Raw genomic sequence first — 19,628 nt, 5'->3', positions numbered from 1 at the left:
AGAGGTATGAAACTCTGTATATCTACTTTACTATTTTTAGCCACGTTAACAATTGAGGCACAAGTTTTTTTTGAAGATCAAGCGAATATTGTTGGCATTACAGAAGATACCGGAGTAGTGAGTATGGGAGGTGGTGTCAGTTTTGTCGATTATGATGATGACGGCTGGGACGACATTACACTTGGTACAGGAAATGGAAAATCCATACAATTCTATAAAAATTATGATGGGTTTTTTGCACAAGAATCACTTTTACCAGTAGATTTAAATTTTCAGAATAAATCCATCAACTGGGTAGATTTTGATAACGATGGGGATAAAGACTTATTTGTAACCAGCCAAACCGATGGTAATCGCCTTTATGAAAGGCTTAGCGACAATACTTTGGTTGATATCACCGTTTCTGCTGGTTTTGTTACCGAAAATTTATTCACATTTGGTACATCTTGGGGAGACATCAATAATGACGGTTGTTTAGATATTTATATCTCAAATTACACGGATACCTCTACAATCACAAACTATTTTTATCAAAGTAACTGCGATGGCACATTTACCGAAGTTACCAATCAAGTAGGACTATCAAATACTCCAGCATTGACATTTTGTTCAGGTTTTTTCGATTTTAATAACGATGGTTGGCAAGATATTTATATCGCTAACGATAAAATCCATCAAAACTATTTATACAAAAATAATGGCGACGGTACGTTTACAGATGTCAGCCAAGCTTCAGGAACCGATGTAATTGTAGACGCCATGTCTGTAACGGTCGATGATTTTAATTCGGACGGTTACTTAGATATTTTTATTACGAATACACCTAATGATGTTGCAGTAACTTTTGGAAGCACTATTTTGTTGAAAAATAATGGAGATGAAACATTTTCTAATATTTCCGAAAGTGCCAATGCACAATTAGATAGTTGGTCTTGGGGAGCCAATTTTTTTGATGCTGAAAATGATGGTGATCTCGATTTGTATGTGAGCTGCTCTTATGATGGCAGTAATGGTTTTCCGTCTTACGGTTTCTATGAAAATTCAGGTTTTGAAACGTTTGAAAATTCAATCGTCGCTGGTTTCGACAATAATGGTAGTAGTTTTTCTTCAGCCATTGGTGATACAAATAACGATGGTTTAGTAGATTTAATCGTAAATAACAACAATCAAACACCATTTATTTGGAATAATGAGACGACTACAGACCACAACTATATCAAAGTAAAACTGATAGGTATGGTATCTAATAGAGATGCTATTGGTTCTAAAATTGAAGTTTCAGTTGATGGTGAGCTGCAATACCGTTACTTGATGTGTGGTGAAGGTTATTTAGGACAAAATTCCTTGGTAGAACATATTGGTATTGATGATGCGACTACTATTGATTATATCAAAGTCACTTGGTTGAGTGGAGTAGAAGATATCCTTTATAATGTAGCTCCAAATCAAACAATAACAGTTACGGAGGGTAGCACCTTATCTGTAAAAGACTTTGATGAGGATATAACTTTAAAATATCAAAATCCAATAGATAATGAGTTGATAATGACATCATCTCATAGCATCGAAAATATGGTTATTTACAATAATCTTGGTATTTCTGTTTTTGAAGCCTCATTTAAAAATAAACACTGTCAAATTAATACAAATAATTTATCAGAAGGTATATATTTTTGCCGAATTAGATTTGATTCTAGTGCCTCTAAGACAGTTAAAATAGCGAAGAAATAATCTTGATTTAAATTTTATTTTCGTTTATAAATTTTCAAACTTTATCTTTGAATTTTAGTGCAATGAAGTTTAGTCTAAGAATATGGTAAATAGAAAGAACTCACTAAATCAGATATTAAATTTTTATATATCTTGACTTATCAAATAACTAAAATGATTTTACAAATTAAATTTAAGATCCTTGTTGTATTATCTTTAGTGTTTTCCTTTTCGGTAATGCAAGGTCAAAATTTTGAAAGAGTAGAGTCTATTGTAGGTCTTGATATTTTAGAGAGTAATAACGGAGTCGCTATTTCCGACTATGACGGAGACAACGACTTAGATATTTTTGTAGTGGCTAAGGCTGAAGATAATATAAATGCCCCTGCAACTTTAAGTCGCTTATTTAGAAATAATAACGACGGCTCTTTTACAGATGTTACCGAGCAATCTGGTTTTTCTGATTTATATAACGTCGAAGAAGAGCCTGATAGCTTTACAGGTTTATCTGGTTATAAATTTGGAGCTTTCTGGGGAGATTATAATAATGATGGTTATCCTGATTTATTTATGACGTTTCTTGATAGTGTTCAATTATGGAAGAACATGGGTGATGGCACTTTTAATAATGTTACTGAAGTTTCTGGAATCACCAATGTAAATAACTGTGGCAACACAGGCGCGACTTGGTTCGATTATAATAATGATGGTTTTTTAGACCTCTTTATTGCAGATTGGAGACGATGTGCTTCAAATACATTATATCTTAATAATGGTGATGAAACGTTTTCTGACGTTAGCGAACCAACTGGAATAACTAATGTTCAAATTTTCTTCAGTTATGTCGGTTTGCCATATGATTTTAATGCAGACGGGTTTATGGACTTGTATGTGACTAATGATTTACATGGTCCAAATGAATTATTTGTTAATCAAAGCGGATCAAGTTTTTTAGACGATGCGGCAACCTATAACGCAAACAGTACAGGTGATGATATGGGTATAACGGTTGGCGACTATAATTTAGATGGGCATTTCGATATCTTTATTTCAGGTCTTGACGATAATTTTTTACTCACCAATAATGGAGACGGTACTTTTTTAGAAAATGCAGAAGCGTTAGGTATAGGGAATTCTTTATGGTCTTGGGGCACAAAATTTTCTGATTTCGATTTAGATGGTGATGAAGATTTGTTCGTAGCCAATGGTTATGAGTTAGATGGTAGAGCAGAGGAACCAAATTTTTATTATCAAAACTCAACAGTTCAAGGTGCGGTGATCTTTAATGATTTTTCTAGTCAATTAGGCTTAAATGAACTCGGAGTTAGTGTAGAGGCCATAGATTTTGATTATGATAATGATGGAGACATAGATTTATTAGTTACAAATAGTGATAGAGAATGTTTCTTTTATGAAAACAAGCTCTTAAATTTTGACGATACAGATAGTCTGCTAAATTGGTTTAAAATAAAACTAGAAGGAACAATTTCAAATCGTGATGCTATTGGCACAGAGATAACAATTATAACTGCCAATGAGACTTATAATCGCTATTATTCAGGGGTTGGGTTTTTAAGTCAGAATTTACAACCTGTACATTTTGGTTTAGGCAATGCATCTCAAATTGAAACAGTGAAGATTAAATGGCCTTCTGGTCTTATAGAAACTTTCGAAACTTTAGAATCCAACACTACAATTAAAGCAACAGAAGGGCAGGGTTATGAAATATTAGATATTTTACCAAGTCAAAAAATTAATGGCTGTACGGATCCAGTTTCCTGTAGCTTCAATCCAGAGGCAACGGCAGATGATGGATCATGCACATATCTTCCAGCTCAGGCTATAGCAGGAAACACGAGCTCTTCATTCTTAAGAACAGAAACATATTCTTACAATGCGGCCGATCAATCTACAGTAACATGGCAAATAGATGGAGGTGAATTATTAAGTGGGCAAGGTACAAACGAAATTACAGTAAAATGGCAATTACAAGATGTTGGTCGCGTACGAATTACAGAATCTAATAATGAGTGCTCAAGCCAAGAGGTTGTCATAGATGTGCAATTAGGGGTAGATAATTTGCCAGCAGATGTGTCTATTGCTAGATTATGGAATGAGGCCTTGTTATCTGCTATAAGGGGAGATTTTGCAAGACCAACAATTCATGCAAGAAATTTATTTCATACTAGTGTCGCTATGTACGATATTTGGTCAGTTTATAACAATGAGTCTAATCCATATTTAATCGGTAATACTGTAAATGATTTTAGCAGTAGTCTAGAAGTATTTGAGCCGACAGAAGGTATAGATGATTCTCAAAACCGTGCTATTAGCTATGGCATGTATCGTCTATTATCGCATCGTTTTCAAAATTCACCAGGTGCAGAAAATTCCCAAGAAAAGTTTGATTTATTAATGGATAAATTAGGCTATGATACATCTATAACATCATTGTATTATGAAGAAGGTGATGCTGCTGCCTTCGGAAATTATGTGGCACAGACCATTATAGATTATGGTTTACAAGATGGCTCTAGAGAGTCAACAGGTTACGATAACGCTTATTACCAACCTGTAAATGAGCCTTATACGTTAAATGATAATCTTAATTTAAATACACCTATCAATGATTTAAATCGCTGGCAACCGCTAGCATTAAATATTTTTATAGATCAAGGAGGAAACATTGTTGATGAGGATACACCTCCCTTTTTGAGCCCAGAATGGGGAAATGTGTCGTCATTTGCACTTTCAGAGCAAGACAAAGTTACGTATCAGAGAGACGGTTACAACTATAATGTCTTTCATGATCCTTCAGATCCACCCTACATAAGTCTTTCCGAAAACAATACAGACAGTGAAGCTTATAAATGGGGATTTTCTATGGTGTCGGTTTGGCAATCACATTTAGATCCTAGCGATGGTCAACTTTGGGATATTTCGCCTAATTCTATTGGTAATATTGATATCGGTGCGTTTCCAACAAGTTATGACGATTATCCTAACTTCTATAATTTTTTTGAAGGAGGCTCTATTTCTAATGGACATACTATAAATCCTTTTACAGGAAGCCCTTATGAAATAAATATGGTACCAAGAGGTGATTATACAAGAGTCTTAGCAGAATTTTGGGCTGATGGACCAGATTCTGAAACACCACCAGGACATTGGTTTACAATTTTGAATTATGTAAATGACCATCCACAGTTTGAAAAGCGTTTTGAAGGCGAAGGTGACATTTTAGACCCCTTAGAATGGGATGTTAAGGCTTATTTTATCTTAGGAGGTGGCATGCACGATGCTGCTATCTCAGCTTGGAGTGTTAAAGGTTGGTATGATTATATCCGACCAATTTCTGCTATTAGAGCAATGGCAGAACGCGGCCAAAGTTCAAATACGAGTTTAGATAATTATGATAGTGCAGGTATCCCTTTAATTGATAACTACATTGAAGCTGTAGAAGTTGGAGACCCACTTGCAGGTAGTTCTAATCAAAATATTGGTAAGATTAAGCTGTTTACTTGGCGAGGACATGATTTTATTAGTAATACAGAAACCGATGTAGCTGGTGTTGGTTGGATTTTAGCAGAAGACTGGTATCCTTATCAAAGACCCACTTTTGTAACTCCGCCATTTGCAGGTTATGTGTCTGGTCATTCTACATATTCTAGAACTGCTGCGGAATTAATGACAAGATTAACTGGTAGTGAATATTTCCCTGGAGGTTTAGGCGAATTTGTTGCCAAGCAGAATGAATTTCTTGTATTCGAAGAAGGACCGTCCACAGATATTGTATTGCAATGGGCAACTTATAGAGATGCTTCAGACCAAACCAGTCTGAGCAGAATTTGGGGAGGAATTCATCCGCCAGCCGATGATATTCCAGGGCGTTTCATAGGTGAAGAAGTGGCAGAAGATGTTTTTGAATTTGCTATTCCTTATTTTAATAATTCTTTGAGCATTGAAAAATTTAATAAGTCAGTGAGTATTTTTCCTAATCCTACTCAAGGTGAGGTTCAAATTTATAATGCTAATCCCGAAGATAAAATAGAAGTTTTCGATGTTGGAGGTCGCTTTATTGAAGTACATGACAAAGTGTATAATCCAATTAGAAATATAATTTCGATTAAAATTAATGCCGAAGATGGTTTTTATTTTATTCAAATTAACAACTCAACAAGGACTGTCATATTAAAAAAATAAAAGAATGTTACTAGTTTTAGAAAGTAATTAATATTGTTAAACGCTCATAAATATTAAAATTCATTTAATTATATTAGAAGACTTTGTAAGTTTAATTTCATATTGCTATTAAACGCTCTTTTCTACATTTAATCGATTAGTCTTGTTAAACTAATTTTTTTCTTTTAAAAAATTTTATTTTTAAATATTACTAACTTAATAATATTTTATGAAAAAAATTACTTTAATGCTTATTTGCTTAGTTGGGTCTTTTGCCTTTGCACAAGTAAATATCAATGAAAATTTTGATGGCGGAACCCCTATGGGCTGGACGGATTCCTACGCCAATTCAAGCGAATTGCCCTGTGCTGGTGCTTCTGAACGTGATAATTTATTTGCATCCAGTGCAACAGGTAATCTAACGACACCTAATATTGTAGCTGGTTCAAATGCTACCGATCTTAATGTTAGTTTTGATTATAAGATTGTAGATTATGATAATGCTACTTTTGGTGCATCTAATAACCCTACACCAGCAGGTTGGGGGTCTGCGGAACTGCAGTACTCTACAGATGATGGTGTTACTTGGGTTACTGCATTGGTTATTGATGATGCTAATCACACTGCATCAGCATCTTGTGCTACAATGATGGCAACAATACCTGCGGCTAGTTTACCTACAGGCTCTGATGTGAAATTACAAATAGCAAATACTTGGTTAGCTGGTGATTATTTCTTTTATATTGATAATTTCGTAGCGCAACAAGACTTGGGTTGCGTAGCACCATCAGGAACAGCTACTTTTGTGTCTGAGGACTGTGTAGCAGGTACATTTGATGTGGATGTAGATATTACAAACTTAGGTGATGGGACTCCTGTACTCTTCGATGGTACAACGTCAACACCAATAACGGCAGTAGGCCCATTTACGCTTACGTATCCTATTGGTACTCCAGTTACCTTTACTTTAGAGCATGGTGCTAGCGCAGCATGTGATATTAGTTTAGGTACAATTAGCGATACGGGACTTTGTCCTATTTTTGCTACTGTAGATTGCAGTACTGGTACACCTGTTAATACAACGTTATGTTATGGAAACGATGCAGACATACGTTATGTATTTACTTCCACAGATGGTTCTCCATTAAGAGTAGATTTTATCGAAGGCTACTTTGAAGATTGTTGTGATGATATTATTATTTATGATGGTGGTGAAGTAACAGATCCGATTTTATTCGCCAGCGATACAAATTTTAATAATGATGCAACTGGCATTTCAGCAATTGCTACTGGTGATACTATTTTGGTTCAAATCGTATCGGATGGTTCTGTAAGTTGTGCTTCGGGTTCAGGATCAGGTATTCCTTTAAATTTTGATGTAAGCTGTAGTACATGTGCACCAGCTATCGCTACTGCATCAGTTGTTGATGACTGTGCTGTTTCTGGTGGTTTTAATATTGTTGTTGATATTACTGATTTAGGATCAGCTACTGACATCACATTATCTGATGATCAAGGTAGTACTGATCAAAATATTACTGCAATTGGCTTGTATACTTTTGGTCCATATGTAAACGGAACAGATGTTACAATCACTCTTGCTAATGATGCTGACGCAGCCTGTACTGAAATATTTAGTGGGTTAATACAAAATGCTTGTCCGCCTTCTAATGATGAATGTGCAGATGCCATCGCATTATCTGTGAATGAAGATTTGTCATGTACAGATGTTACTTCTGCAACAATTGAAGGTGCTACTGTATCTGGTGAAGACGAAGCGTCTTGCTTTGGTACTGAAGATGATGATGTTTGGTTTACGTTTGTTGCTGCGGCTGAAACACATAGGATTGATTTAACGAACATAACTGGTGGGACAACTGACTTATACCATTCACTTTGGTCTGGTGCCTGTGGTACGTTAACCAATTTACTTTGTAGTGATCCTAATTCTAGTGTAGCGACCGGTTTAACGGTTGGTGAGACTTACACTTTAAGAGTATATTCTTGGACGGCTACGCCAGGGCAAACAACATCATTTGATGTTTGTATCGGTACGCTACCACCACCTCCAGCTAATGATGAGTGTGCTGATGCGATCGCATTAACCGTAAATACAGATTCATCTTGTACAAATGTAACGTCAGGAACAATTGCATCGGCAACTGCTTCTGGTGAAGACGAAGCAGCTTGTTTTGGTACTGAAAATGATGACGTTTGGTTTACGTTTGTTGCGACAGCAGATACGCATGATATTGAATTATCTAATATAACTGGTGGTACAACAGATCTTTACCACTCAGTATGGTCAGGGGATTGTGGAACATTAACTAATTTACTATGTAGTGATCCTAATACAAGTACGGTTGATGGGTTAACTATTGGCGAAACGTATACTCTAAGAGTATATTCTTGGACATCCACTGCTGGTCAAACTTCATCATTTGATGTTTGTATTAGTACACCATGTACTGCAGAAGCAGGCACATTAACAGCAGATGCAACACCAGTTGCCTTAGTCGGAGGTACAGCCACAATAAGTGCTACAGTTGATACAGCACCAGTTGAACCAGCAGGTTATACAACGGCTTATGTTTTAACGTCAGGTGCAAATCTATTGATAGTGCAGTTAGGCACAATGCCAAGTTTTGATGTGACAGTAGCTAATGATTATACAATTCATACGTTAGTTTATGATGCAGCAACTTTAGATCCTACGAGTTTACCAGCAGGTGCTACAGGAGTTGATGTTAATGCCTTATTAATACAAGGTGGTGGATCTATCTGCGCAGCGCTAGATGTTGCAGGTGCACCAATTACGGTCTTAGAAGAATGTTTAGCAGATGCTGGTACATTAACAGCCGATGCTTCTCCAGTGTCATTAGCAGGTGGAACCGCAACGATAAGTGCAACAGCAAATGGTGATAGTGTAGTTCCAACCGATTATGATGTCACTTATGTTTTAACATCAGGTGCAACATTAATTATAGAGCAAGCAGGTGCAACACCAAGTTTTAATGTTACAGCGGCTGGTGATTATACGATCCACACGTTAGTAGCAGAAACTACGGATACCATGAGTCCAAATTATTTAGACTTAGGTGTTATTGTTTTTGGAACAACTACAGGAGGAGATGTATTAGGTTTAGTGACTACTAACAATTTATGTGCATCGTTAGATGTTGCAGGTGCGCCAATAACTGTTTTAGAAGAATGTTTAGCCGACGCAGGTACATTAACTGCAGATGCCACACCAGTTGCATTAGCAGGTGGAACCGCAACGATTAGTGCAACAGCAAATGGTGATAGTGTAGTTCCAACCGATTATGATGTCACTTATGTTTTAACATCAGGTCCAACATTAATCATTGAGCAAGCAGGAGCAACACCAAGTTTTGATGTTACAGCAGCAGGCGATTATACGATCCACACGTTAGTAGCAGAAACTACAGATACCATGAGTCCAAATTATTTAGACTTAGGTGTTATTGTTTTTGGAACAACAACAGGAGGTGATGTATTAGGCTTAGTAACTACTAATAATTTATGTGCATCTTTAGATGTTACAGGTGCACCAATAACTGTTTTAGAAGAATGTTTAGCAGATGCAGGTACATTAACAGCAGATGCTTCTCCAGTTGAATTGCCAGATAGTGGTTCCGTAACTATAAGTGCAACACCAAATGGTGATAGTGTAGTGCCAACCGATTATGATGTGACTTATGTTTTAACATCAGGACCAACGTTAATCATTGAGCAAGCAGGCGCAACGCCTAGTTTCGATGTTACTGCAGTTGGTGATTATACGATCCATACGTTAGTAGCAGAAACTACGGATACCATGAGTCCAAATTATTTAGACTTAGGTGTTATTGTTTTTGGAACAACTACAGGTGGTGATGTATTAGGGTTAGTGACTACTAACAACCTTTGTGCATCTTTAGACGTAACAGGAGCACCAATAACAGTTGAAGATTTGTTAAGTGTTGGAGATGAAGCTAATGTAGCAGCGTTTACATACTTCCCTAATCCTGTACAAAACACGCTAACATTGAATGCTCGTAATACAATTGAAACTGTAACGATGTACAACATGTTAGGTCAAGAAGTATTAAGAGTAACACCAAATTCTGTAGATAGTGATTTAGACATGTCTACTTTAGAATCTGGACCTTACTTTGTACAAGTTACTATTGCAAGCGTTACTCAAACAATTAGAGTGATTAAGCAGTAAGTTTAGTACTTAATAATAATTTCAAAAGCCACCTTTTTAGGTGGCTTTTGCTTTTTGTTTATTTACCTTTGTCGCCTATGGAAGCTATAACTTTTTCTTTTATTATTCCTGTCTATAATCGACCAGATGAAATTAAAGAGCTCTTAGAGAGCTTTTTAAATTTGGGTACATCAAACGATTATGAAATTGTTATTATTGAAGATGGATCTACAGAAACCTCAAAACACATCGTTGAGCAATTTGCTAGCCAGCTCAATATCTCGTATTATTTTAAACCAAATTCTGGTCCAGGTGATTCTAGAAACTATGGCATGCGTAAAGCAAAAGGAAATTATTTTATCATTTTAGATTCCGATGTGTTGTTGCCTTCAAATTATTTAACGGAAGTAAAAACGTTTTTAGAAACAACCTATTACGATTGTTTTGGAGGACCAGATGCAGCACATTCGTCGTTTTCTAATCTTCAAAAAGCGATTAATTTTGCTATGACTTCTTTTATGACCACAGGAGGTATTCGAGGTGGTAAGAGAAATGTCGAAGATTTTCAGCCAAGAAGTTTTAATATGGGTTTATCACAAAAGGCATTTATAGCCTCTGGTGGTTTTGGTAAAATACATCCTGGTGAAGATCCAGATTTATCTTTACGTTTGCATCAATTAGGTTTTAAAACCACCCTTTTAGAAGACGCTTTTGTATATCATAAACGTCGTGTATCTTGGTCTAAATTTTATAAGCAAGTCCATAAATTTGGTATGGTAAGACCTATTCTTAATCAATGGCATCCAGGTTCTAAGAGTGTAGTATATTGGTTTCCTGCGCTGTTTAGTTTAGGGTTGATACTGTCAATTATAATGAGTTGGTTTCAGTTTCATCTACCATTAGCTATTTTTGGCGTATATTTTAGTGTTGCTTTTATAGTTGCGTTAATTTCAAATAGAAGTGTGAGTGTCGCATTTCAGGCTTTACTGGCTATAGGTATTCAATTTTTTGGTTACGGTTATGGGTTTATAAAATCAACATTTAGTTTGGTTATATTAGGCAAAAATCCAGAAGAGTCATTTCCACATCTGTTTTTTTAAATTTTAAATAAATTCAAATCTTCACATGCGTATTTTAAATCATTTCAAAAAGAAAAGCGTCAAACGTTTTAGTCTGTTTTTTATGATTGCATTTGTGTTTCTAATTTTTTCGAAATTATCTAATTCTTACAAGCAAACCATTCCTTTAAAAATAAATTTAGTTGATATTGATGATGAAATTCTTTTAAAAAATGATTCCTTAAACTATATTAATGCTTATGTTGAAGCTAAAGGTTTTTCGCTAATATCTCTGATGTTTACAACATCTAAAGATCTTATTTTAAGTGCTAAACTTGATGTCAGTATTACATCGCATCATTTTATATTCGATGTTCAAAAACAGCAATACCTTATAGAAGATCAACTTGGTGATTCTTACAAACTGCTTAATACGAGTCCAGATACTCTTTTAATAGCCTATTCTAAAAGTGCTTCTAAGATGGTGCCTATTGAGTTAAAGCAAACTATTGATTATGCTATAGGTTACGATTTAAAAGGGAACTTTAAATTAAGTCAGGATAGTGTGAAAATAGTAGGACCTGCTTCCGAAATTTATAAAATCAATACTATAGCAACTAAAGAAGTTGTGCTTAATGATGTACAAGCTCAAATTGATGAAAGCGTAGATTTAGACATTTCAGAATATGCTGATATCGCTATTTTTCCCAAGAAAATTAGCATGAAGGGCGATGTTGTTAAATTTACGGAAGGGACGGTAGAAGTGCCGATTTCTATTAAAAATCAGCCTTCTGATGTGACGATTAATTACTTTCCAAAAACGGTGAATGTGTCTTATTACGTAGATTTAGAAAATTATAATACTATTAAGGCATTAGACTTTAAGGTGGAGTGTGATTATGACACCTTAAAAGAAAATCAAACCTATTTAGTGCCTAAAGTGGTTAAAAAACCAGAGGTGGTTAAATACACCAACGTGAAACAAAAAAAGATAGATTTTATTAAATTATAAGATGATAATAGTTGGATTAACAGGTGGCATTGGAAGTGGAAAAACAACGATTTTAAAGTGTTTTAAATCTTATGGTGTACCAGTTTATATCGCAGATGATGAAGCAAAGGCTTTAATGCATCGATCGAAAGTCATTAGAAGACAACTCATAAAGCTCTTTGGTAAAGAGGCTTATAAAGAAGATCAATTGAATAGAACGTATTTGTCTTCAAAAATTTTTGGAGATCGTACACTCTTAGAAAAGATGAATGCAATTGTACATCCTAAAGTTGCAGCGCATTTTAAACGGTGGTTAAAAAAGCAAAAAGGTGATTATGTGATAAAAGAAGCGGCAATAATTTTTGAAAATAATCTCGAAAGTCAATACAATTACATCATCACTGTAATTGCAGACGAAGATTTAAGAATAAAACGTGTTATGAAACGCGATGGTGCATCTGAAAAAAAGATAAAATCAATTATTAATAATCAGTTATCCGATGCTGAAAAAATGAAAAAATCTGACTTCATCATAACTAATAATGATTTAGAAGAAGCTAAAAAACAAGCTTTTGAAATTCATAATAATATCCTAGAAATTATAAAAAACTGATTTCAAATTTCTTTTGTTAACGTTAGGTTAAACATAATTTGTGCTAAATGTTAAAATGTTAAATTTGAGGGATGAGCAAAAAGCTATTCGTGTTGTTAATAGTGTTAATGAGTTTATCGCTCATAGGTATTATTTTTGTCCAATCTTTTTTTATCAATAATAGTATCGAGAATGAGGATAAGAATTTTACACTAAGTGTTAAACGTTCTTTGAGTTATGTATCTAAAGCGATTGAAGACTATGAGTTTCGTAGTTATTTCGAAAAACTTCAACCATTTTTAAATAAAGATAACAAAGCAGATTCGTCCATTCTTAAACAGCTTTTTATAGCGGAGGAAGATGATATTAATAATAAAACCATCGTACATCGTAATACCGTTTTAGAGGAACGTTTTAAAGTACCTTCTTTGTTTAATGAAATTGATGCCGACAGTTTTAATATCAGTAAATTATATAGTGAGCGTGTTACAGAAACGTTTAATACTACGACTATAGATGGTGTAAGACGCATGGATCCTGAAACTAGGTTAAGAGAATACTCATCATTAGGCGCATTAGACAAACAGGCCTATGAAGATTCGTTTAAAGATCTTTTAAAAGACAAGCCTGTTTATAAACGCGTTTCACAAGAGAAAGTTAGAGCATTGTTAGAACGCGAGTTAAACGATGAAGGTATAGATCTTGATTTTGAATTTGCAATTTATGATGATGATTTAGCGACAAAAGTTCAATCGCAAAATTTTGAAATGACACCTAATGTTTATGGTATTAAAATCTTTTTAGACAACAATAATGATAGTAGTTTTAATCTATGGGTTGATTTTCCGGATAGAAAAAAATACTTATTATCGTCTATTATGTGGATGATCATATTGTCAATCATATTTACAAGTATCATCATCATTGCTTACACAAGTGCTATTTATCAGTTAATAAGACAACGACAAATTTCGCAGATTAAGACTGATTTTATTAATAACATGACGCATGAATTTAAAACACCAATTGCAACCATCAATTTGGCCTTAGATTCTATTAGAAATCCTAAAATAATTGGAGACCAAGAGAAAGTCTTACGTTATTTAGGCATGATTAAGGAAGAAAATAAGCGCATGCATGCCCAAGTAGAAAATGTATTGCGAATTTCTAAATTAGATAAAAACGAACTTAATATTAGTAAGGAACGTATAGAATTGCACGACTTAGTAGAGGATGCCGTGACGCATGTTGAACTTATCGTTGAAGACAGACAAGGTTATGTAAAAACGCATTTAAATGCAGAACAGTCCTCAATACTGGCTAACGATACTCATTTTACAAACGTCATTGTTAATGTTTTAGATAACGCCATAAAATATTCGGATGAAGCACCTAAAATAGATGTGTATACCGAAAATGTAGGACACAATATTATAGTAAAAATTAGCGATCAAGGTAACGGAATGTCGAAAGCAGTGGCGAAGCGCGTGTTCGAGAAATTTTATAGGGAACACACAGGCAACGTACACAATGTTAAAGGGCACGGTTTAGGTTTGGCTTACGTTAAAAAAATTGTAGAAGACCATCAAGGTCATATATCAGTAGAAAGTGAAAAAGGAAAAGGCAGTACTTTTATTATAAAAATGCCGTTAATATCATAAAAACAAACTATGGAAGAGCAAAACAAAAAAATTCTTTTAGTAGAAGACGATCCAAATTTTGGAACTGTGTTAAAAGATTATTTAATGATGAACGATTACGATGTAGTCCATGCTAAAAATGGTATGGAAGGCTTCGAGAAGTTCAAAAAAGATGACTATGATCTTTGTATTTTAGATGTGATGATGCCATACAAGGACGGATTTACATTGGCTAAAGAAATTAGAGAAAAAAATACAGATGTGCCAATTATTTTCTTAACGGCAAAAGCCATGAAAGAAGATGTACTTAAAGGTTATAAAGTAGGAGCTGATGATTACCTCAATAAACCTTTTGATAGTGAAGTCTTATTAATGAAGATAAAAGCTATTATACAACGTAAGGCTACAGATACGGTTGCAGATAGTAAACAATTTGAATTTAAAATTGGACGTTTCGATTTGAATTCAAAATTACGCTTCCTGAAATTTGATGGCGAAAACCCGTCTAAATTATCACCGAAGGAAAATGAATTGTTACGTTTATTAGCCTTGCACGAAAATGATTTAATGCCGAGAGAATTAGCATTAACAAAGATTTGGAGAGATGATAATTATTTTACATCTCGAAGTATGGATGTGTACATTGCCAAATTGCGTAAATATTTGAAACCAGATCCGAATGTTGAAATATTAAACATTCACGGAGAAGGCTTTAGGTTGGTAGTTAATGCCAATTCTTAAGTTATAAAAAGTAATTTTAGTAAAAGCCCAGACTATAATTATGTTCTGGGTTTTTCTGTTTTAAAAATTGGAGCAGATGCATAGAGTGGTGCAAGTTATTACGATGTTGTTTTTTCTTTTTATTCTATGGATTATAGTTTCTGCGGATACCAATAAGCAAACGATATTCTTCGAAATTATTGGCAGCATACCTAATGGTGACAAAGTCGGTCATTTTTTTCTTTTCGGAATGTTGACCTTACTTTTAAATTTTGCGCTAAAATTCAAATCGATTAATTTGTGGCAAAAGTTACCTTTAGGAACAGTGTTAGTTTCTGTTTTTGTGCTTTTAGAAGAACTGAGTCAGGTGTTTTTTCCTAATCGTACTTTAGATATTGCAGATCTTATCGCAGACGGATTAGGGATTTTAATTTTTACTTTTGTAGGCTATTATTGGTTTGAAAATAATTTGTTCAGTTTAAAGGCATTTGATTAAAAAAAATAATCATTTTGTAGGTCTAGAAGCTTAAAGCTGCGTTTCAATAAAATCAATAATTTCTGTTGGATTTGTGTTATAGTCAAACCACGTGATACTTTTATCCTTTCTAAACCAAGTGAGTTGACGCTTAGCAAAACGTCTCGTATTCTTTTTTATTTCTGAAATGGCAAACTCAAGTGGCCATTCACCTTCAAAATAATTGAATAATTCTTTATAACCAACCGTGTTTAAAGCATTGAGATGTTTATAAGGAAAAAGTGTTTTTGCTTCATCAAGCAAACCATTAGCGATCATTATATCAACACGCTGGTTAATACGGTCGTAAATGATATCGCGTTCTGCGTTAAGACCAATGGAGATGGTTTTAAAATCCCGATTTTTAGCGCTATTAGTCAGAAAAGACGAATATGGTTCACCAGATCCAATACAAATTTCTAAGGCTCTTATGACACGTTGTGGATTATCAATAGCAATAGTATTATAAGAGGTTGTATCTAGCTTTTTAAGTTGTTCTTGTAAATGATTCAAACCATAATTTTCGAGCTGAAGGTTAAGATCAGATCTAATATGCGGTTCAACTTCAGGGAAATAATCCAATCCTTTTGTCACAGCTTTCACATATAATCCTGAACCACCAACCATAATCGCCATTTGGTTTTGAGTATGTAATTCTTTTAGTTTTAAAATTGCATCGCGTTCAAAATCACCTACAGTAAAATAATCTTTTATGGATTTATGTTGAATAAAATGATGAGGCGCTGCATTAAGTTCTTCTTTTGATGGTGCAGCTGTTCCGATAGACATTTCTTTATAAAATTGACGTGAATCTGCTGAAATAACTTCCGCTTTATAGTGCTGTGCTAGCTTTATACTTAAGGCCGTTTTTCCAATTGCTGTAGGACCAACAATAGAAATTAAATGGTTGTTTAACATCTTAGCCATTAAAATTTGCTAGTTTAAGGATGGAGCTCATGTCCGCAACTATAGCAGAATTCCGATTTATCTCTATGGTCTGAAACATTGCAATTAGCACAATGCTGAGAGTTAAGATGAACATGACCTAAGTTTGATTGAATGCGTTCGCTCTGGTTATTTTGATTTAAATGCTCTTCTTCCTGATCTGCTTTTTGACTACTTCTAACGTATTCCGCAGAAACAATGCCTGTTGGTACAGCAATAATGCCGTAACCTAAAATCATAATAAAAGTGGTAATTAATTGGCCTAAGGCTGTTTGTGGTGCAATATCACCAAACCCTACGGTGGTCAGTGTCACAACACACCAATACACACTTTTTGGGATGTTATCAAAACCATTAGCTTCTCCTTCGACTAGGTACATAATTGTTCCGAAAATAACAGAGGATATCATCACTGCAAATAGAAATACCATAATCTTAACACGGCTTGCAATTATGGAATCTTTGAGTTGGTTTGAAGCACCAAGATAACGTGCCAATTTTAAGATTCTAAAAACTCTTAATAATCGTAATGCTCTCAAAGTAACTAGGGCTTGTGAGCCTACGAATAAAAATGAAAGATACATTGGTATGGTTGACAGAAAATCTATAATACCAAAAAAGCTAAACACGTACTTTAAGGGTTTTTTTACACTTATAATTCTTAAAACATATTCTACCGAAAATAAAATGGTCACTAACCATTCACCTATATATAAAACACGATGATATTGTTGGTCTATACTGGTAACGCTTTCTAGCATTACTAAGACAATACTTAATAAAATAAAGAATAAGAGTAGAACATCAAACCATTTACCAATAGGTGTATCTGCCTCATAAATTATTTCATGAAGTTTACTTTGCCAATTATGTTTGTATTGCGATTCCATTGTTTAAATGTACAAAAAGTAAAACTAGGTTAATTCAACAATTTTTATTCGTTTATTTCTTCTCATATAACTTTGTATAATATGCTGGGTATCTCTATCGTTTTGCATAGGTGTTATAAGTGAAGATAAAATGTCTCTATTATTTATTTGATGATTCAAATTAAAAAAGCCAATCCCTTTAAAAATACCATCTTCTACCAACACCACACTTTTTTCTCCAGTAGTTCGTCCTTTATCAATTAAAGCCATACTTTTGGTTTGATACATATTGAGATCAATGACACTTTGGGCACGTTCATTATAAGCTTCGGTATCTTCTTCACAAACACAAGCTCCTTTACATTTTTTAATAGTGTACTTAAAACAATGCGTATCACCTTTTTCTAAACCACAGTGCTTATTGCAGAGCTCATAAGTTTCAATCATTTTGGTCATAAATGATAAACCACTCTGTTTATTTGCAAAGGTGGTTATGGGTGTTTTATCTTTTTTAAGATAACTAATCGTTAAATTTAAATAGCCATTGTTATCCATAAAACTATATAAACCATGACTAAACTTACTGCGCTTTAAAGCACGATTATGACGTGGTTTATTCACCTTAATTTCTTCACTTTCTTTTAGTAATGCCACCAATTCACTTCCTGTTTTTTCGTAAGTGACGGAAGCGACTTGAAGTTGTATTTTTTTAGATTTAGAATTGGTATTTGTAAAATGCTGCGTAATGCGTTTTTTTATATTATTGCTTTTACCAATATAAATAATACTACCATTGGCATCATGAATATAGTAAACACCAGTTTCGCTAGGCAATTCTTCAATGATGTCTTTTAGATTGGGAGCGAGTTTCGATTTCTGTTCTATTTTAATAGCATCTTTAACAATAGTTTTGTCGAGATCTTTATTTAAGAGCATTTTAAACAAGGTCACAGTTGCCATAGCATCTCCGTTGGCACGATGTCTATCGCTCATCGGAATGCCCAAAGCACGCGTTAATTTACCTAAACTATACGATTCCATGTCAGGAATCAATTGTTGGGAAAGCTCAACGGTACAGAGCGTTTTTCGCTTAAAAGGAAATCCTAAACGTTTAAATTCAGTTTTAAGAATACGGTAGTCAAAAGATGAATTGTGTGCTACAATAATACAATCTTCCGTAATTTCTACGATGCGCTTGGCAACCTCATAAAACTTGGGTGCGCTTTTTAGCATCTTAGAATTGATGCCAGTAAGATTAACTACAAAAGGTTGAATTTCGCGCTCAGGATTCACCAACGAAATAAATTGATCGGTGACTTTATGGCCATCAAATTGATAGATTGCAATTTCAGTGATGCCTTCTTCATTAAATTTACCACCTGTGGTTTCTATGTCTAGTATTGCGTAAATAACTTTTTTGTTAAGTTGTTTGTTGTGTCATCGTTGTCTGTAAACTCAGTGAAAATTAAGATCCAAAGGCTTTAAATGACCGTAATGACTTGCGAGCGAAATTTAATTACGAGCTCCAAAGATACTACTTCCTACGCGAATCATAGTGCTGCCACAATCAATAGCTAATTGATAATCGCCACTCATGCCCATACTTATAGTTTTGAGATCTGCGTTTAGTGATTGAAGGTCTGTAAACGTGCGTTTTAAAAACCGAAATTCATTTTCAACCTGAGTCATGTCATCTGTAAAGGTTGCCATACCCATAACGCCTGTAATTTTAATATGTTTTAATTCTGAAAATTCTGCCGATTGTAATAGGGCAGAAGCGTCTTGTGCTGACATCCCAAATTTACTCTCTTCTTCGGCAATTTTAATTTGAAGTAAACAGTTGATAATTCTATGGTGTTTTTCAGCTTGCTTATTAACCTCTTTTAATAGTTTGAAGCTTTCTACACCATGAATTAAACTCACAAATTCAGCCATATACTTTACCTTATTACGTTGCACATGTCCAATCATATGCCACTCAATATCTTTTGGCATGTGCTGGTACTTGTCTGCCATTTCTTGGATTTTGTTTTCTCCAAAAATACGCTGTCCAGTATCGTAGGCTTCCATTACGTTAGGTATCGGCTTCGTTTTTGAAACTGCAACTAAGGTAACGTGTTCGGGTAATTCTGATTTTATGTTGATTAAATTTTCTTTTATGCTCATTTCTATTTGTTTGTTTTTGGCTGCTTTGTTA

13 protein-coding genes are annotated in these 19,628 nt (G+C 34.4%); 9 read left to right on the top strand and 4 right to left on the bottom strand.

The window, feature by feature from the left end:
- The first annotated feature begins 6 nt into the window (after positions 1 to 6).
- The 9 genes from AB8B52_RS11650 to AB8B52_RS11610 all read left to right on the top strand — a co-directional run bounded on the left by AB8B52_RS11650 (position 7) and on the right by AB8B52_RS11610 (position 15,599).
- Positions 7 to 1,731 (top strand): FG-GAP-like repeat-containing protein, encoded by a 1,725-nt coding sequence (locus AB8B52_RS11650; RefSeq protein ID WP_406028288.1) that lies wholly within the window; start codon positions 7 to 9, stop codon positions 1,729 to 1,731.
- Positions 1,732 to 1,884: 153 nt separating this feature from the next.
- Positions 1,885 to 5,913, top strand: a complete 4,029-nt coding sequence (locus AB8B52_RS11645) for an FG-GAP-like repeat-containing protein (protein WP_406028286.1) — start codon at positions 1,885 to 1,887, stop codon at positions 5,911 to 5,913.
- Positions 5,914 to 6,121: 208 nt separating this feature from the next.
- Entirely contained in the window at positions 6,122 to 10,123 is a 4,002-nt protein-coding gene (locus AB8B52_RS11640; RefSeq protein ID WP_406028284.1) for a T9SS type A sorting domain-containing protein, read from the top strand.
- 77 nt (positions 10,124 to 10,200) lie between these two features.
- A complete protein-coding gene (locus AB8B52_RS11635) occupies positions 10,201 to 11,202 on the top strand; it encodes a glycosyltransferase (protein ID WP_406028282.1) in 1,002 nt (333 codons plus the stop codon).
- Between the two features lie 25 nt (positions 11,203 to 11,227).
- A complete protein-coding gene (locus tag AB8B52_RS11630; RefSeq protein ID WP_406028280.1) occupies positions 11,228 to 12,172 on the top strand; it encodes a CdaR family protein in 945 nt (314 codons plus the stop codon).
- A gap of 1 nt (position 12,173) precedes the next feature.
- Positions 12,174 to 12,764 (top strand): dephospho-CoA kinase, encoded by a 591-nt coding sequence (gene coaE / locus AB8B52_RS11625; protein WP_406028278.1) that lies wholly within the window; start codon positions 12,174 to 12,176, stop codon positions 12,762 to 12,764.
- A 71-nt stretch (positions 12,765 to 12,835) separates the two neighbouring features.
- On the top strand, positions 12,836 to 14,404 hold the full coding sequence (locus AB8B52_RS11620) for a sensor histidine kinase (protein ID WP_406028276.1): 1,569 nt from the start codon (positions 12,836 to 12,838) through the stop codon (positions 14,402 to 14,404).
- Between the two features lie 9 nt (positions 14,405 to 14,413).
- Entirely contained in the window at positions 14,414 to 15,124 is a 711-nt protein-coding gene (locus tag AB8B52_RS11615) for a response regulator transcription factor (RefSeq protein WP_406028274.1), read from the top strand.
- A gap of 76 nt (positions 15,125 to 15,200) precedes the next feature.
- Positions 15,201 to 15,599 (top strand): VanZ family protein, encoded by a 399-nt coding sequence (locus tag AB8B52_RS11610; RefSeq protein ID WP_406028272.1) that lies wholly within the window; start codon positions 15,201 to 15,203, stop codon positions 15,597 to 15,599.
- A gap of 30 nt (positions 15,600 to 15,629) precedes the next feature.
- Here AB8B52_RS11610 and miaA read toward each other — a convergent pair whose 3' ends face one another.
- The 4 genes from miaA to AB8B52_RS11590 form a co-directional block, all read right to left on the bottom strand.
- Positions 15,630 to 16,535 (bottom strand): tRNA (adenosine(37)-N6)-dimethylallyltransferase MiaA, encoded by a 906-nt coding sequence (gene miaA / locus AB8B52_RS11605; RefSeq protein WP_406028485.1) that lies wholly within the window; start codon positions 16,533 to 16,535, stop codon positions 15,630 to 15,632.
- Positions 16,536 to 16,558: 23 nt separating this feature from the next.
- On the bottom strand, positions 16,559 to 17,452 hold the full coding sequence (locus tag AB8B52_RS11600; RefSeq protein WP_406028271.1) for an ion transporter: 894 nt from the start codon (positions 17,450 to 17,452) through the stop codon (positions 16,559 to 16,561).
- A gap of 24 nt (positions 17,453 to 17,476) precedes the next feature.
- Complete coding sequence (locus AB8B52_RS11595; protein WP_406028483.1) at positions 17,477 to 18,841, bottom strand: exonuclease domain-containing protein; 1,365 nt, start codon at positions 18,839 to 18,841, stop codon at positions 17,477 to 17,479.
- A 102-nt stretch (positions 18,842 to 18,943) separates the two neighbouring features.
- Positions 18,944 to 19,603 (bottom strand): YggS family pyridoxal phosphate-dependent enzyme, encoded by a 660-nt coding sequence (locus AB8B52_RS11590; RefSeq protein WP_406028481.1) that lies wholly within the window; start codon positions 19,601 to 19,603, stop codon positions 18,944 to 18,946.
- Between the last annotated feature and the right edge of the window lie 25 nt (positions 19,604 to 19,628).

It is taken from the genome of Winogradskyella sp., from assembly GCF_045105575.1.
Taxonomy (GTDB): domain Bacteria; phylum Bacteroidota; class Bacteroidia; order Flavobacteriales; family Flavobacteriaceae; genus Winogradskyella.
Note: the sequence above shows the minus strand (reverse complement) of the source record. Positions and strands in the feature narration are given on the sequence as shown.

Excerpts from the sequence above, each read along its gene's own strand:
- coaE (WP_406028278.1), top strand. The coding sequence starts at position 12,174 with ATGATAATAGTTGGATTAACAGGTGGCATTGGAAGTGGAAAAACAACG.
- AB8B52_RS11630 (WP_406028280.1), top strand. The coding sequence starts at position 11,228 with ATGCGTATTTTAAATCATTTCAAAAAGAAAAGCGTCAAACGTTTTAGT.
- AB8B52_RS11615 (WP_406028274.1), top strand. The coding sequence starts at position 14,414 with ATGGAAGAGCAAAACAAAAAAATTCTTTTAGTAGAAGACGATCCAAAT.
- AB8B52_RS11600 (WP_406028271.1), bottom strand. The coding sequence starts at position 17,452 with ATGGAATCGCAATACAAACATAATTGGCAAAGTAAACTTCATGAAATA.
- AB8B52_RS11645 (WP_406028286.1), top strand. The coding sequence starts at position 1,885 with ATGATTTTACAAATTAAATTTAAGATCCTTGTTGTATTATCTTTAGTG.
- AB8B52_RS11650 (WP_406028288.1), top strand. The coding sequence starts at position 7 with ATGAAACTCTGTATATCTACTTTACTATTTTTAGCCACGTTAACAATT.
- AB8B52_RS11640 (WP_406028284.1), top strand. The coding sequence starts at position 6,122 with ATGAAAAAAATTACTTTAATGCTTATTTGCTTAGTTGGGTCTTTTGCC.
- AB8B52_RS11610 (WP_406028272.1), top strand. The coding sequence starts at position 15,201 with ATGCATAGAGTGGTGCAAGTTATTACGATGTTGTTTTTTCTTTTTATT.
- AB8B52_RS11620 (WP_406028276.1), top strand. The coding sequence starts at position 12,836 with ATGAGCAAAAAGCTATTCGTGTTGTTAATAGTGTTAATGAGTTTATCG.
- AB8B52_RS11635 (WP_406028282.1), top strand. The coding sequence starts at position 10,201 with ATGGAAGCTATAACTTTTTCTTTTATTATTCCTGTCTATAATCGACCA.
- miaA (WP_406028485.1), bottom strand. The coding sequence starts at position 16,535 with ATGTTAAACAACCATTTAATTTCTATTGTTGGTCCTACAGCAATTGGA.